We start from the raw sequence: 15,947 nt of genomic DNA on the forward strand, positions 1-15,947 counted from the left end.
GTTTTAGAATTAGAAGAAACGTGGGTTGACTTTACCTCTGAAACGGGTGCCTAATTCAAATCGTAAAAATATCTCGTGTGAACCGCTGTTATAACGGGACAAGTCTGTCGTTTCATAATCATAGGCGTAACCTATCATTAAGTTATCACTGATTTGAAAGCCAGCCATACCACTTACAGCGGCATCTAATCGGTAGGCTAATCCTAAGATTAAACCATTATTGATAAGCGCATTTGCAGATAAATCAACCGCTAATGGAGCGCCTGATACCGCCTTCACTAACACAGCCGGTTTTAATTTTAAACTTTCGTTTAAATCAAACACATAACCGCCGATAAAGTAGGCGTGTAGTTTTTCCGTAGCTGTAGAGACTTGAACCTCGTCGTAGTGTTCTGTTTCTAATAAGTTTGGGGTTGATAATCCCATATACCAACGATCGCTATGTAAATATAAACCAAGGCCTGCTACTGGTGATGATGAGTTTTTGCGCGATAAATCATAGTCGTTTGGATTGTATATCGTTAGTTTATTGGGGTCTAAATCAAATATCGAAAGTCCTGCTTTGATTCCAAAGGATAGATTTAAAGCCTCGGAAACAGGTATCGTATATGAAAAATCCGCCGTTACTAAACTCTCTGAGGAAGGGCCTAACTTATCGCTCGTAAAGCTAAAGCCTAAGCCTACTCCTTGAATACCTATAGGCGAGTTTAAAGAAAAATTAAGGGTTTCTGGTGCGCCTTCTAAACCTACCCATTGGTTTCGGTAAAGTCCTGTCATACTCAAAGATCCGCGGGTTCCTGCGTATGCCGGGTTTACTGTTACGGTATTATACATATACTGCGTGTATTGTGAGTCTTGCTGAGCTTCTAAAGGCTCAAAACCCACCAATACCCCTGTAAAAAGTATAAAAACAACTATTTTATAAATATGGTTATGCATTGAATTTTGTTTTTGTTTTAAATTAGTTTCCGCTCAGGTATAAATAGCCCGCTTTTTTAAAATGTTCAACCTTTGAACTACCATCATATTCGAACTCTAAAATGTAATAGTACGTTCCTGAGGGAAGTTGGTTAGAGCCGTTTACGGTTAATCGGCCGTTGGAAAAGCCATTAAATACATCGCCATCTACACCATAATTATCTGATTGATAAACCTGAACACCCCAACGGTTAAAGACTTGGACATGAATATTTCGCGCACAGTCCGAATTTCCTGTATCGATAAAAAAGAAATCGTTTACGCCGTCACCATTTGGAGTCACCCCATTATAAATAGTAAGTCCACAGGCTAAAACTTCCCCAACCTCTATCATTCCAAAGGTAAATACCCCATAACCACTTACAGCGGTGGTTACGGTTTGGTTATCCATATCGATAACACCGCCTTCATTCACCCACATATTGGTTGGTTCATCCCAACGCACAATCGTCAGAGCCTCTTCTGCTGCTGCTGCTATAAAGTTTGCGGGTGTGGTTACATCACGCCATGATAATGTAATCAGTACATCATCCGTATTGGTCGATTCTTTTTCTATGGTCCAATATTCTTGATCATCAATAGCTTCTAAAGCGCCTGCGCGTAAATCGTGAGGGTAAAGTGGGTTTGAGTTTTCGTAAAAGAACTTTGATTTATAAAGACTTTCTGATTCCGAATTTGAGGTTCCTGCTAAACGGTAGTAACCACCATCTCCGATGGGATAAGTGAAACTATTTAATCCCGTTTTATGAACACCTCCATCAACATGGCTCAAATCTGAAGTGTTGATGTGTCCTCCGGTTGCTGAAAAATTGATACTTCCTCCAAAATTATCATTGTCCACAACGCCTTGATAGAAGTCTGAGATACCACTGATATCTAAAGCTCCTAGAAGTTCAAAAGGCGCTGACACACTATTATTATCAAATAAGACGTCGTACAGGTAACTCACCTGTGAGCCGCTAAGCTCTTGGGGGGAAGCGCCTATAAAACGCGTTAAGCCTGTGGTACCGTAGAAATCTACAATACCTTCATTATTAAAATGACTGTAGATATAAGCGTCGCCATCGTTATAAAACGTACCGCTTGTTTGGTTGTCAAAACGTTTTACCGTTGAAAATACAGTCCCCTCACTAACGGTTAAAACTCCCGTGTTGCTTGTTTGAGATACCATACTTACTGTAAAAAGCAGTAAAGTAATATGTAGTAATGTTTTTTTCATTGTTATGTTTTAAATTCAATATTTCTATTGAAGTCCTAAATATTTTAAGATTAAATTTGATAAAGCCGATGGATCAGGCCTTATTACTATAAAAGGTTCTGAATATCTATTTACTTATAAATAAACCATCGTTAATATTAGTTCTGCTTAGTTTTGTTTGGCATCATTGGGTTTGTGATTGCTCCACAGTCGCCTACTTGTATGATGAATTCATTGGATATCGATTCACAACCTCCATTAGATTCTGCAACTATAAGTCTTCCTACAACGCCATTTAAACTCAATGAAGCATGTGAAATCGTTAAGTTATTACCACTTACAGAAACTCCTGTAAGCGATGAGTTATCTATAACATTCCAAGTGGTAGCTGTTTCATTCATTTTATACTCCCATGTATAGGTATAACTCGGGTTAAATGTTTCTAATTCAATACGCACATCACTGTTTTCACACATATTTACATCTTCGAAGTACTGAACTTCTGGGCCTTCTCCTATTGTAACCGTAAATACAGTTTTATCTCCAACGCACTCGAGAGTTCCTTGGGTTGCTTTTTCTGCAACTTTATAGCTATATGTGCCAACTTCTGTCGGCTCAGGGGCATCTATCAGAACTACATCATTTTTATCATAATAAACTAGTTCATACCCATTATCTATACCTTCCTGAGATAGTTCTACATCTAAAACAACTGATTCTCCATAACAAAAGAAAACGTCATTTGCGGCAGGTTGTGAGTTTACATTGGTTAAACTTGTTTCCAACAACATATAACAGCCTGTCAGCATATCAGGAGAAACCACATAATACAGTTTTTTTGCTCCATTACTCCCAGATACCGAGAATCCACCCGTAACCAATCCTGCTGTAGAATTGTAACCTTCTTCTGGAATTTCGGTGAAAAACTTAGTTCCTATAGGGTATTCGTTAGTAATAGTTTCTCTATCAAAAGAAAATCCTGGTGCCTCACAAAACGCTTTAAATTGTCTAGCTCCAACTTCAATAGGTGGTGCACAGTTATTTCTAAAATCATCACTAATCGAAATTGTAGTTTTAAAATCATCATATATAGGTCGTCCTTCACAAGGGAATACTTCATACCCCTTAATGAACTTTGATTTCATCTCCAAATTAGAGTACTTCCCTTCCGCAGTTATCGTTCCGTTAATCCCAACATCCAATCCACAATCTCCTACAGTAGATAAAAGCAATGTGCAATTATCGGATACTTTAAAACGATATTTCAAGCTGCCTTGTGGGTTATCTTGATTCGAATTAATAATATCTCCAATATACCAAGTAAGCACCCCTCCAGGTGTTGTACTAGGGTCTGTTGCTCCAGATGGGTGTGACCAGACTGCCTGAGTGCCAGATGGAATAAGGACCGGACCATAATTAGCCCCTGCTGTATCTATAATATCACTTCCGATATAGTGTAGATTATAAGGCACTTGTACTTCTACTGTAGCATTTACAACACCCTCTGTTCCCTTGTTGAAAATATCTAAATCAAACTCTAGCTCTTGTCCAGGCTCTACGGTTCCATTATCAAAAGGAGTTACCCCATTATATTCATTTGCATTATTCTCTGCGATTACTGCTGGGACATAAGCATCGACAGCAAAGACTATACTAAAAATAGAATATATGTCTTGATTGGATCCATATCTGAATTTTACAGCGTTATCATTATTATCAATAATAGAATTATCATTATTAGGTAAATCGAACATACTGATATCTATTCCCGTATTATTTAATAAATTAGGATTTCTTGTATTGCCACCTGTATAAATTGAAGAATTAAAAAAGTTATTTGAATCGTTGCCTCCATGATTTAAAGACAACCAAGAATTATCTAATTTTTGAATCTGAAAATAATTATTTTTAATATTTACATCACCTTCTCCTGCCATTACACCTAAGCGAAGATTAACAGGTCCGTTTTGAACTGCTGTAAATCCATCTACATCGAGCTCTACTTCAATAGGGGTTCCTGATGGAGGTTTCATAAGAGCATACCCATCAAATACGCTAATATCTTTCCATGAAAGGTTTGTATTCTTGTAGATAACAACCATACCCCAACCACCGTAATAACCTGTATTTCCGCCTGTTCCTTCAGTTAGCGCCATATCTGCTACAAAATAGTTTCCTACTCCTTTCTCTCTTACATATTCGGTTACATCAGCATAAGCAGCGTATATATTATCATCTATAATAGATGGGAAATGAATGTCGTTAGTTCCCGCAGTAACTTCCTGATAGGCACTCCCTTCTATTTTAAACTTTACCTTTCTTTTATTTAATTCCTTTGTATTTGTAAATATATCTGGGCTAGCTCCTCCATTGTGAGCTCTACCAGACCAATACAACCCTGCATAGATAATATCGGTACATTCATAATTATCTATATTCAACATTGCAGAAGATGAGTTTATGGTATTTGTGTCTCCATCAATATCAACATATTTCATATTTGAATTGTTATGTTGAGTATCCGAGTAACTAACCAAAGTCATGTTGGTGTTACCAATCATGGTGAAATCTCCTTGTAAATTATAGTTTTGAACCCCTTGATACTCTCCAGGTGCTTCACTAGAAGTACGATGTGTAAAAGGTTTTCTTACCTGTGCATAGGAAACAGTACTAATCGTGGTAAGCAATATAGCCAACACTATAAGCGCTATTTTATGCAAACCAAATGGTTTTATATTTTCTTTTCTAATTTGCATTAGTTTGCTTGTTTTAATTGCTCTACAATAATCTCTAGCGATTCTGGTAAAGCAAGATTTTTAAATTTACTTTCTACTTCTTGAACACTGATATTATTATACGAGCGTATTAATATAACTTGTAGGTTTTTAAAAGTATCTAACTGGACTTGAGTTAGATTGATAGCTGCAAGATTATCTATATATAGCACGAGTACTTTTGCTGCATTAAAATCTGTAGTATAAGCAGCATTACTAAATTGATGAATTAAACTAGGGTTTTCCACCTCTACTACTTGAGTTGCAGCGCCTCCAACATTTCCCACTTCCCAATGGCGAAAGACACCATTTTCTTTGGTTACAAATAACTTTTGGGGCGTGCCATTAATTAAACGACTTAAGCTTTCTTTTTCTTCTGCAGAAAAGCTAGCCACCTTATGTTCTAAACTAGCCACTTGAAGGTCTTGCGCTTGCATATTCCATGCAAAGCATAACATCATTCCTATATATAATATTTTTATTCTCATCGTTGTAAATGTTATGTATTCATTTGTGATTATACGCTCTTCTACTCTTTATAAAAACAACAGAAGAGTAAGCCTTCAAGAGCACCTCCTATAATAAGCACTCTTGATGGTCTCTTTGTTATTAATCTTCTTTAACAGAAAATACAATATTCATAAATGTACCCACGTTAGGGCTTGCTGTTGCACTTACTGTATAAGTAAGCATACCCGTTGTAGTAAGCCCTGTAATTGTAAATACATCAGGCGTAGCATAAGTCACATGATATACTAACTCATTAGCTGGAAGCACTGGTAATGCAACGGCTTCACTACTTATAACTGGTGAACCAAACTGCGCGGCATAGATAGCATACAGATCTATTGTTCCCGTTCTAGAAGTGTTATTGTAGGTCACTCCTGTTTGTCCTAAATGACTTTCTGCTGTAGGAACCATTACCGATGGCATATAGAAAAACTTTGGCATTGCTGCTTTAAGCGCTGTTACTTGATTATTAGCATCTACCGCCAATAAATGTTGCTCCTTGTTACCTGTATAGTCTTGCACTTTGGTTTTATCTAATCCAGATATCACTAAGTTACTTCCTCCTGTTTCTATTTCAAATTCATTTCCGTTTTGCGTGATGGTAGTTCCTTTTATAAGATTACCTCCTAATTGGACATCACCAGTTGTTACATCAATATTAGTACCATTTGAAGCAGTAGTTTCAAGACTTACTGCACTAATTGTTTTTAATACTCCATTAGCATCCGCAACTACTACATTATCAGTAGCAGCCCCAATATTTGTATTAATATCTCTTACACGTACGTTACCAGAACCAATGTCTAATTTTTCAGTGGCATCAATTGCAGTGTCTGTACCAATATTACCATTTTTAAGAATGGTTAAAGCATTAGAGCGTGAACCCTCATTTGATCCATTTCCTATTTGGAATACTGCATCTAATGAAGCGTTATCAGCATTATATTTACCTAATACAGTTTCATTTGTATCATCTGCTATAAGTCCTGTTCCCATAACAATACTGTAATTTTCTAAAGCTTCAGACTGACTACCTAACGCTATTGAATAAAGCCCACTAGCTTTAGCTACATTACCTGCTGCAAACGAAGAATTACCTGTTGCCTCAGATTTATTAACCAATGCTACTGCTTGCGCTCCTGACGCTATATTTTGATGACCGAATGCTGCTGAATATGCTCCTACGCTACCTTTTGGATCATTACCTCCTCGTACAGCTCCTTGTACATCTAATGCCGTACCATCAAAATTTTCATCTTTCTGAATAGCAACATTACCTGTTTGGTAAATGTTTTGAGTATTTAAAGTGGCCTGTATACCTGTATCTTGGTTAAACCAAGGCTCTTTTCCTGCTACTTCTGTTTCTGTACCATCTTCTGAAGTGTATGTAAATATACCGTCTCCATCTGTATCATTGAAAGTTGTTACTGTTTCTAAAACATCAACAGTGTTGCCAGTTCCATCATCATGTGTTGCAATCGCATTACCTGTAGTTACTACTTGAGTTACTTCTGATGTGTTACCTTCTACTTCTGGCACAAATAATGCACCATCTGCACCTACAACAATTGCATTATCTGTATCTCCTGAAATTAAATTAACGTTAGCATTGTCGGCATTTTCATTAGTGTAAACTAATTCCCCATTAGTTATTGCTAAAGCTGTATTAGTTTCGTTTGTTGCTACAATGTTTTCGATGTACTCTTCAATTGTATTGAAGGTTTCACCGTTTATTGTTACTGGTCCTTCATTTACGATATTTTCGAATTGATTTACAACGCTTGCAGGAATATCAACGATGGTTTCTGTGCCGTCTTCACTGGTGTACGTGTAAGTTCCGTCGGTGTTATCTACTAAAGTAGTCACCGTTTCGTTTGTTGCTACTATGTTTTCGATGTACTCTTCAATTGTATTGAAAGTTTCACCGTTTATTGTTACTGGTCCTTCGTTTACAATGTTTTCGAATTGATTAACAACGCTTGCAGGAATATCAACGATGGTTTCTGTGCCATCTTCACTGGTGTATGTGTATGTTCCATCGGTGTTATCTACTAAAGTAGTCACCGTTTCGTTTGTTGCTACTATGTTTTCGATGTACTCTTCAATGGTATTGAAAGTTTCTCCATTGATCGTTACTGGCCCTTCATTTACGATATTTTCGAATTGATTAACAACGCTTGCTGGAATATCAACGATAGTTTCTGTACCGTCTTCACTAGTGTAAGTGTATGTTCCATCGGTGTTATCTACTAAAGTAGTCACCGTTTCGTTTGTTGCTACTATGTTTTCGATGTACTCTTCAATGGTATTGAATGTTTCACCGTTTATTGTTACTGGTCCTTCGTTTACGATGTTTTCGAATTGATTAACAACGCTTGCTGGAATATCAACGATGGTTTCTGTACCGTCTTCACTGGTGTAGGTGTAAGTTCCGTCGGTGTTATCTACTAAAGTAGTCACCGTTTCGTTTGTTGTTACAATGTTTTCGATGTACTCTTCAATGGTGTTGAAAGTTTCACCATTGATCGTTACTGGTCCTTCGTTTACGATATTTTCGAATTGATTTACTACACTTGCAGGAATATCAACGATAGTTTCTGTTCCGTCTTCACTAGTGTAGGTGTAAGTTCCGTCGGTGTTATCTACTAAAGTAGTAACCGTTTCGTTTGTTGCTACTATGTTTTCGATGTACTCTTCAATGGTGTTGAAAGTTTCTCCATTGATCGTTACTGGTCCTTCATTTACGATATTTTCGAATTGATTAACAACGCTTGCTGGAATATCAACGATGGTTTCTGTGCCATCTTCACTAGTGTAAGTGTATGTTCCGTCGGTGTTATCTACTAAAGTAGTTACCGTTTCGTTTGTTGTTACAATGTTTTCGATGTACTCTTCAATTGTATTGAAGGTTTCACCGTTTATTGTTACTGGTCCTTCGTTTACGATATTTTCGAATTGATTTACTACACTTGCAGGAATATCAACGATGGTTTCTGTACCGTCTTCACTGGTGTATGTGTATGTTCCGTCGGTATTATCTACTAAAGTAGTTACCGTTTCGTTTGTTGCTACTATATTTTCGATATACTCTTCAATAGTGTTGAAAGTTTCACCGTTGATCGTTACTGGTCCTTCGTTTACGATATTTTCGAATTGATTTACTACACTTGCTGGTACATCAACGATAGTTTCTGTTCCGTCTTCACTAGTGTAGGTGTAAGTTCCGTCGGTGTTATCTACTAAAGTAGTCACCGTTTCGTTTGTTGTTACAATGTTTTCGATGTACTCTTCAATGGTGTTGAAAGTTTCACCATTGATTGTTACTGGTCCTTCGTTTACGATATTTTCAAACTGATTTACTACACTTGCTGGTACGTCAACGATGGTTTCTGTACCGTCTTCACTAGTGTACGTGTATGTTCCGTCGGTGTTATCTACTAAAGTAGTTACCGTTTCATTTGTTGCTACAATGTTTTCGATGTACTCTTCAATTGTATTGAAAGTTTCTCCATTAATAGTTACTGGTCCTTCGTTTACGATGTTTTCGAATTGATTAACAACGCTTGCAGGAATATCAACGATAGTTTCTGTCCCGTCTTCACTTGTGTACGTGTATGTTCCGTCGGTATTATCTACTAAAGTAGTTACCGTTTCGTTTGTTGTTACAATGTTTTCGATGTACTCTTCAATCGTGTTGAAAGTTTCACCGTTGATCGTTACTGGTCCTTCGTTTACGATGTTTTCGAATTGATTTACTACACTTGCTGGTACGTCAACAATAGTTTCTGTGCCATCTTCACTTGTGTACGTGTATGTTCCGTCGGTGTTATCTACTAGAGTAGTTACCGTTTCATTTGTTGCTACTATGTTTTCGATGTACTCTTCAATCGTGTTGAAGGTTTCACCATTGATCGTTACTGGTCCTTCGTTTACGATATTTTCGAATTGATTAACAACGCTTGCAGGAATATCAACGATGGTTTCTGTGCCATCTTCACTAGTGTAAGTGTATGTTCCGTCGGTATTATCTACTAAAGTAGTTACCGTTTCGTTTGTTGTTACAATGTTTTCGATGTACTCTTCAATCGTGTTGAATGTTTCACCGTTTACTGTTACTGGTCCTTCGTTTACGATGTTTTCGAATTGATTAACAACGCTTGCAGGAATATCAACGATAGTTTCTGTCCCGTCTTCACTTGTGTACGTGTATGTTCCGTCGGTATTATCTACTAAAGTAGTTACCGTTTCGTTTGTTGTTACAATGTTTTCGATGTACTCTTCAATGGTGTTGAAAGTTTCACCATTAATAGTTACTGGTCCTTCGTTTACGATGTTTTCGAATTGATTAACAACGCTTGCAGGAATATCAACGATAGTTTCTGTCCCGTCTTCACTAGTGTACGTGTATGTTCCGTCGGTGTTATCTACTAAAGTAGTTACCGCTTCATTTGTTGCTACTATGTTTTCGATGTACTCTTCAATCGTGTTGAAGGTTTCACCATTGATCGTTACTGGTCCTTCGTTTACGATATTTTCGAATTGATTAACAACGCTTGCCGGAATATCAACGATAGTTTCTGTGCCGTCTTCACTAGTATACGTGTATGTTCCATCGGTGTTATCTACTAAAGTAGTCACCGTTTCGTTTGTTGCTACAATGTTTTCGATGTACTCTTCAATGGTATTGAAAGTTTCTCCATTAATAGTTACGGGTCCGTCGTTTACGATGTTTTCGAATTGATTTACTACACTTGCCGGAATATCAACGATAGTTTCTGTGCCGTCTTCACTAGTATACGTGTATGTTCCATCGGTGTTATCTACTAAAGTAGTTACCGTTTCATTTGTTGCTACTATGTTTTCGATGTACTCTTCAATCGTGTTGAAGGTTTCACCATTGATCGTTACTGGTCCTTCGTTTACGATATTTTCGAATTGATTAACAACGCTTGCCGGAATATCAACGATAGTTTCTGTGCCGTCTTCACTAGTATACGTGTATGTTCCATCGGTGTTATCTACTAAAGTAGTCACCGTTTCGTTTGTTGCTACAATGTTTTCGATGTACTCTTCAATGGTATTGAAAGTTTCTCCATTAATAGTTACTGGTCCTTCGTTTACGATATTTTCGAATTGATTAACAACGCTTGCAGGAATATCAACGATAGTTTCTGTCCCGTCTTCACTTGTGTACGTGTATGTTCCGTCGGTATTATCTACTAAAGTAGTTACCGTTTCGTTTGTTGTTACAATGTTTTCGATGTACTCTTCAATCGTGTTGAAAGTTTCACCGTTGATCGTTACTGGTCCTTCGTTTACGATGTTTTCGAATTGATTTACTACACTTGCTGGTACGTCAACAATAGTTTCTGTGCCATCTTCACTTGTGTACGTGTATGTTCCGTCGGTGTTATCTACTAGAGTAGTTACCGTTTCATTTGTTGCTACTATGTTTTCGATGTACTCTTCAATCGTGTTGAAGGTTTCACCATTGATCGTTACTGGTCCTTCGTTTACGATATTTTCGAATTGATTAACAACGCTTGCAGGAATATCAACGATGGTTTCTGTGCCATCTTCACTAGTGTAAGTGTATGTTCCGTCAGTATTATCTACTAAAGTAGTTACCGTTTCGTTTGTTGTTACAATGTTTTCGATGTACTCTTCAATCGTGTTGAATGTTTCACCGTTTACTGTTACTGGTCCTTCGTTTACGATGTTTTCGAATTGATTAACAACGCTTGCAGGAATATCAACGATAGTTTCTGTCCCGTCTTCACTTGTGTACGTGTATGTTCCGTCGGTATTATCTACTAAAGTAGTTACCGTTTCGTTTGTTGTTACAATGTTTTCGATGTACTCTTCAATCGTGTTGAAAGTTTCACCGTTGATCGTTACTGGTCCTTCGTTTACGATGTTTTCGAATTGATTAACAACGCTTGCAGGAATATCAACGATGGTTTCTGTGCCATCTTCACTAGTGTAAGTGTATGTTCCGTCGGTATTATCTACTAAAGTAGTTACCGTTTCTAATTGATCAAAAATATCTTTCAGATCAATTACAGAATCACTTGTGTTCTCATCGGTATATACTAAAGTATTATCTGTTGAATTATAAACAAGACTTGTTAAAGTTTCTTGAAAATCTATTTCATCATCTCCTCCCGAAATAATTCTCTTCCAACTACCATCAAACCAATAGTAATAACCAGGTTTAATAAGAGTATTGTCTGAAACATTAAAAACTAAAAGGCTTTCTTCGTTTCCATTTACAATAGTTGTTTGATCTAAAGTATCAGTAAGAGCTACTCTTGGTATCATAACACCTCTATCTGATGCAACTACATCTAATTGAGTTGACTGATTTGGCATTGGAGTACCTATTCCAACTTGCGCATTCATATTATAGGTTAAACCTAAAAATACGATTATAAGTAATCTTAATTTCATTTGTTCAATTTTTGAGTATCAATATAATTATTAGACACAAAAACCACACAAAAGTCACTCAATTTAAGGAAATCTCATATAACTATAAATTATTCATAGCGATTTACGTTAATTTAATTAATAAAACTCAATGTTTACAATAGATATTGCTGCTACAATGTGTTTATTTCACGAATATAAATTCACTACGTCTGTTGGCTTGATGTTCTGCTTTTGTACATGGTACGGCGTTTGAACATTTATTAACCAATTGCGTTTCGCCATAACCACATAAACTTAATCGGTTGCGATTGATTCTACTAGCTATGCTATAATCCATAGTCGATTTTACGCGGTTATTAGACAATACATGCAGTAAAAAGCATAAAAACAACTATTTTATAAAAAACATATTAATCCTGTAGTGCCGTAGAAATCTATAATACCATCATTAATAAAATGACTGCAGACATAAGCGTTTCCATCATTATAAAAGGTACCGCTTGTTTGATTATCAAAACGTTTTACCGTGGAAAACACAGTCCCCCTCACTCACGGTTAAAACCCCCATATTACTTGTTTGAGATACCATGCTTACTATAAACAGCAGTAAAGTAATATGTAGTAATATTTTTTCATTGTTAAGTTTTATATTGAATATACTTATTGAGGTCCTAAATATTTTAAGGTTAAATTTGACAAAGCCGATGGATCAGGCCTTATTACTATAAAAGGTTCGGAATCTCTATAATATCTATCTACTTTATAAAGCAAACGATCGTTTGTATTTAATGTTAAAGCTCCAGATAAAAAGACCACAACCGTATTATTCCCTGTAGGAAAACTATTCGCGCCTTCTATATTTAAATTGCCGTTAATCAACGATGCATTAGCGCCGTTAACATAAAGTTTTGCTTCAATACCGTCTCTTTTATTTGCATTAACAACATTTGATACATTTCTTACATTAACCACTCCATATACGTGATATTTTCCTGCTTTTTTCACTACTAACTCACCATCTGTATTAATTTCAAAATTAGCAACATCATTGGTTTCTAGACCATCAAACTCAATAGTTCTTAAGTTTGTTGCTGTGTTGCCACTCATATCACCTTCTTTAAATATGTTTTTACAATAGGCATGCGCTATAGTTAAATCTGCACTAATCTGAGTTATAGAAATAAAAGGCTGCCATGTAACTCCATCCCACCAATAAAAACCTCTATCTATGTTTGATGTTTCATAAAAAACCCACAAACCGACTTCTTTAGGGTCCGTTACATTTAAGTTAGTTACTCTAGGAATAATAACACCTTCTGAAAACCCTGGATTATCCACATCCTTTGTACTAATATCCATAGTAACACTAGGCGTCAGTTCATTCCCACCAACTGTACCTTGAGCGAAAAATCTCAAAGAAAATAGTAAGAATATTATACATATATAATGTTTCATAATTAATCTAAGTATGATAAAATAATAGTAAAAGGAGAGTTCACAGTTAAAGTTCCTAATTGACTTGAATCAAACCTCTTTGCCCGTAAAGACAATATATCTCCAGCCTGTAAAGTAATAATACTTGATATGGCAAATGTGACCGATCTTTCATTGTAAAAAACAGCAGGAAAAACCGTTTTTGACACCAGTGATGCACTTTCATTATTATTAATAAAAACTGAAGTTTGAATTTGTTCAGCTAGATTTTGTCCTGTGTGAGGCTTATTAACCCCTCCTGTAACAGATAGATAATACTTACCTGTTTGGCCTATATTTAAATCGCCATTAGCATCAATAGTATAATTTGCTTTAGGAGACTCTAGAACACTAAAAGGTATTTTAACATAACTTGTATTTCCTTGTAAAATATTTGTTTGAAAGGCCGTACCATAAGCCGATGTTTTATTTAGGTCAATATCATTTAATTTACTAGAAACAATATATTCCCATGTATTATTAGGTGCATCCCAATAATAAAAACCTTCAAACCCACTACCAGTAACTTCAGACCTATAAACTAACATACCATACTGATCTGCAGTAGGATTAACCGAAGGAAACACTTTCATTGAAGGAATTAAAATTCCTGCTCCCGTTTCTGGGTTTATATTATCCTTAGCTTCAATATGAAGTGTTGCCTTTGGGTTTAATTCATTAATACCAGCAACCCCTACTTGAGCATCTATAATATTGATTATCAATAAAGCTATGATTAGTATATGTATTTTCATAATCTACTATATTAGCGCAAAAAGGTTAAGGTTAATCCATTTATTCCATAGCCAGAATAATCGTTAGGCGTTTCATTACTTTTGTACACATATACATTCAATACATCTCCTACTTGTAAATCTACAATTGTACTTAATGCAGCACTTGTAGCAGAAGGAATTTCGTTTGATGTTGAAGCAGTTACACGACCTGTTATTGAAGAAAGCTGATTATTATTAACAAATAAAACATATAAAAAATTTGCTTGCTTAAGAGGTGTTTCTGTGCCACTTCTTTTTACACTTGTTGTAAAAGCTAACAAATATCTTCCTGATTTACCCACAGTTATATTATTACCCGCTACAGAAAACCCTGTTGTATCAAAAGCATCAATTCTTGAAAAATTAACTTGTCTATTATTTCCTGTGCCTGTATAACCAGTACCACTTGCTATATAAGTAGCTCTATCTATAGTACGATCATAATTATTAATAAGCCATACCCAAGTTGTACCATCCCAAAAATAAAACCCGTCTAATTCTGTAGCATGGTTTTTTAAATAAATGAGTTGCCCTTCTTCCACACCATTCCCAGGGAAGTCTGCTAGCCTTGGTATTAATACACCATCGGCACCATTTGGATTTGTTTTACTTGTAGGTTCTACATGTAAACTAGCTTTTGGACTATTTGTACCAACACCAACTTGTGAAAACAAGTATAAAGGTGAGTATAAAAACATTATGTAAAGTATATATTTCATTTTTTGATTGATACTTAACGAAAATCTTTATTGTTAATAATCTTTTTAATTTAATACTTACTATATTTTTTTGAACCGTTACATTCGAGACATTACCAAAACTGGCACCTTCAGTTTCTATAGCTATTATGGCACCATCAAAATTTCATCTTTCTGAACAACAACAATTCCTGTATGGTTAATATTTTGTGTATTTAAAGTTACTTTTGTATTTCTATCTTGATTAAACCAAGGTTCTTACTATAGACTAAACCTAAAAATACGATTGTAAGTAATCTTAATTTCATTGGTTTAATTTTTGAGTATTTATACTTACTAAGTTTACCTAATTACCTACAACAACGTAGTCCGTTTCCTAAACAATACAAATAATACTCCAAATCGATTAATTCCAAAAAAACAACCTAACACAAAAGTATCACATTCGTCCAAATGCAACATTTTCACATATATATTCTTACAAAAAAAACAGATAGTTCTAATAATCTAACTGCACACCTCTGATTTAGTATTATAAAATTCAATAATCACCTAAATTCAAATTAAACAGCTCCTCCCTTAAAACCTTATTATTTGTTTTTTTTAACGGAACTCATAAAATTTATTATAGATCAATTATTTTAACTTAATCAACAATATTAAAAAGTGGAGAACGACCTTTTATTCTAAAAAACTTAGCATCTCAGCTCTAAAAACAAATCTTATTGGTATCTGGAACATTATAAAACGCTAAGCAAAATAAGGATGACGATAAAAAAAAGAAGGAATACCTATCGAAATCAGGGATTAAAAAAATGTAGATTTTATTTCTTGCTAGCTTAACCACAACTTTTAGATCTAGTTGTGATGCCCGAGTTATTAAGATTATAGCAATAAAAAAGCCAACTTATTTCTAAGTCGGCTTTTCCTTTAGATTGTGCGGGCGGGGAGACTCGAACTCCCACACCTCGCGGCACTAGATCCTAAGTCTAGCGTGTCTACCAATTCCACCACGCCCGCTAAAGGTGTGCAAATATAAACAAGATTTTTAAATTGCAAACCCTAAAGTCAAAAAAAACATTCTTTTTTTTATACTTTTGAAAAGAAC

The 15,947-nt window shown here is 35.7% G+C and carries 8 protein-coding genes, 1 tRNA gene and 1 pseudogene; all 10 read right to left on the minus strand.

Annotated features, from left to right (window positions below; translation table 11 throughout):
- Nucleotides 1-9: 9 nt before the first annotated feature.
- The gene (locus QWY92_RS03890; protein WP_290268605.1) at nucleotides 10-939 is read right to left on the minus strand and encodes a PorP/SprF family type IX secretion system membrane protein; all 930 of its coding nucleotides are present in this window, start codon (nucleotides 937-939) and stop codon (nucleotides 10-12) included.
- 22 nt (nucleotides 940-961) lie between these two features.
- Nucleotides 962-2,197, minus strand: coding sequence for a T9SS type B sorting domain-containing protein (locus QWY92_RS03895; protein WP_290268598.1), 1,236 nt, complete (start codon nucleotides 2,195-2,197; stop codon nucleotides 962-964).
- A gap of 137 nt (nucleotides 2,198-2,334) precedes the next feature.
- The gene (locus QWY92_RS03900; RefSeq protein WP_290268606.1) at nucleotides 2,335-4,932 is read right to left on the minus strand and encodes a hypothetical protein; all 2,598 of its coding nucleotides are present in this window, start codon (nucleotides 4,930-4,932) and stop codon (nucleotides 2,335-2,337) included.
- Complete coding sequence (locus QWY92_RS03905; protein ID WP_290268607.1) at nucleotides 4,932-5,438, minus strand: hypothetical protein; 507 nt, start codon at nucleotides 5,436-5,438, stop codon at nucleotides 4,932-4,934. The genes QWY92_RS03900 and QWY92_RS03905 overlap by 1 nt, the downstream gene beginning before the upstream one ends.
- 121 nt (nucleotides 5,439-5,559) lie before the next feature.
- The gene (locus tag QWY92_RS03910) at nucleotides 5,560-11,910 is read right to left on the minus strand and encodes a phage tail-like protein (protein WP_290268608.1); all 6,351 of its coding nucleotides are present in this window, start codon (nucleotides 11,908-11,910) and stop codon (nucleotides 5,560-5,562) included.
- 163 nt (nucleotides 11,911-12,073) lie between these two features.
- Nucleotides 12,074-12,256, minus strand: a pseudogene (locus tag QWY92_RS03915) (hypothetical protein); the annotation flags it as partial.
- Between the two features lie 296 nt (nucleotides 12,257-12,552).
- On the minus strand, nucleotides 12,553-13,347 hold the full coding sequence (locus QWY92_RS03920) for a phage tail-like protein (RefSeq protein ID WP_290268609.1): 795 nt from the start codon (nucleotides 13,345-13,347) through the stop codon (nucleotides 12,553-12,555).
- Nucleotides 13,348-13,349: 2 nt separating this feature from the next.
- Nucleotides 13,350-14,120 carry a phage tail-like protein gene (locus tag QWY92_RS03925; RefSeq protein WP_290268610.1) on the minus strand — a complete coding sequence of 257 codons (771 nt, stop codon included), beginning with the start codon at nucleotides 14,118-14,120 and terminating at the stop codon, nucleotides 13,350-13,352.
- 11 nt (nucleotides 14,121-14,131) lie between these two features.
- Nucleotides 14,132-14,860, minus strand: a complete 729-nt coding sequence (locus QWY92_RS03930) for a phage tail-like protein (RefSeq protein WP_290268611.1) — start codon at nucleotides 14,858-14,860, stop codon at nucleotides 14,132-14,134.
- Between the two features lie 917 nt (nucleotides 14,861-15,777).
- Nucleotides 15,778-15,859 (minus strand) — tRNA-Leu (locus QWY92_RS03935).
- Between the last annotated feature and the right edge of the window lie 88 nt (nucleotides 15,860-15,947).

This window comes from Algibacter miyuki (genome assembly GCF_030409805.1).
Lineage (GTDB): Bacteria > Bacteroidota > Bacteroidia > Flavobacteriales > Flavobacteriaceae > Algibacter > Algibacter miyuki.

Coding starts and splice junctions, on each gene's coding strand:
- QWY92_RS03890 (WP_290268605.1), bottom strand. CDS start 939: ATGCATAACCATATTTATAAAATAGTTGTTTTTATACTTTTTACAGGG.
- QWY92_RS03895 (WP_290268598.1), bottom strand. CDS start 2,197: ATGAAAAAAACATTACTACATATTACTTTACTGCTTTTTACAGTAAGT.
- QWY92_RS03900 (WP_290268606.1), bottom strand. CDS start 4,932: ATGCAAATTAGAAAAGAAAATATAAAACCATTTGGTTTGCATAAAATA.
- QWY92_RS03905 (WP_290268607.1), bottom strand. CDS start 5,438: ATGAGAATAAAAATATTATATATAGGAATGATGTTATGCTTTGCATGG.
- QWY92_RS03910 (WP_290268608.1), bottom strand. CDS start 11,910: ATGAAATTAAGATTACTTATAATCGTATTTTTAGGTTTAACCTATAAT.
- QWY92_RS03920 (WP_290268609.1), bottom strand. CDS start 13,347: ATGAAACATTATATATGTATAATATTCTTACTATTTTCTTTGAGATTT.
- QWY92_RS03925 (WP_290268610.1), bottom strand. CDS start 14,120: ATGAAAATACATATACTAATCATAGCTTTATTGATAATCAATATTATA.
- QWY92_RS03930 (WP_290268611.1), bottom strand. CDS start 14,860: ATGAAATATATACTTTACATAATGTTTTTATACTCACCTTTATACTTG.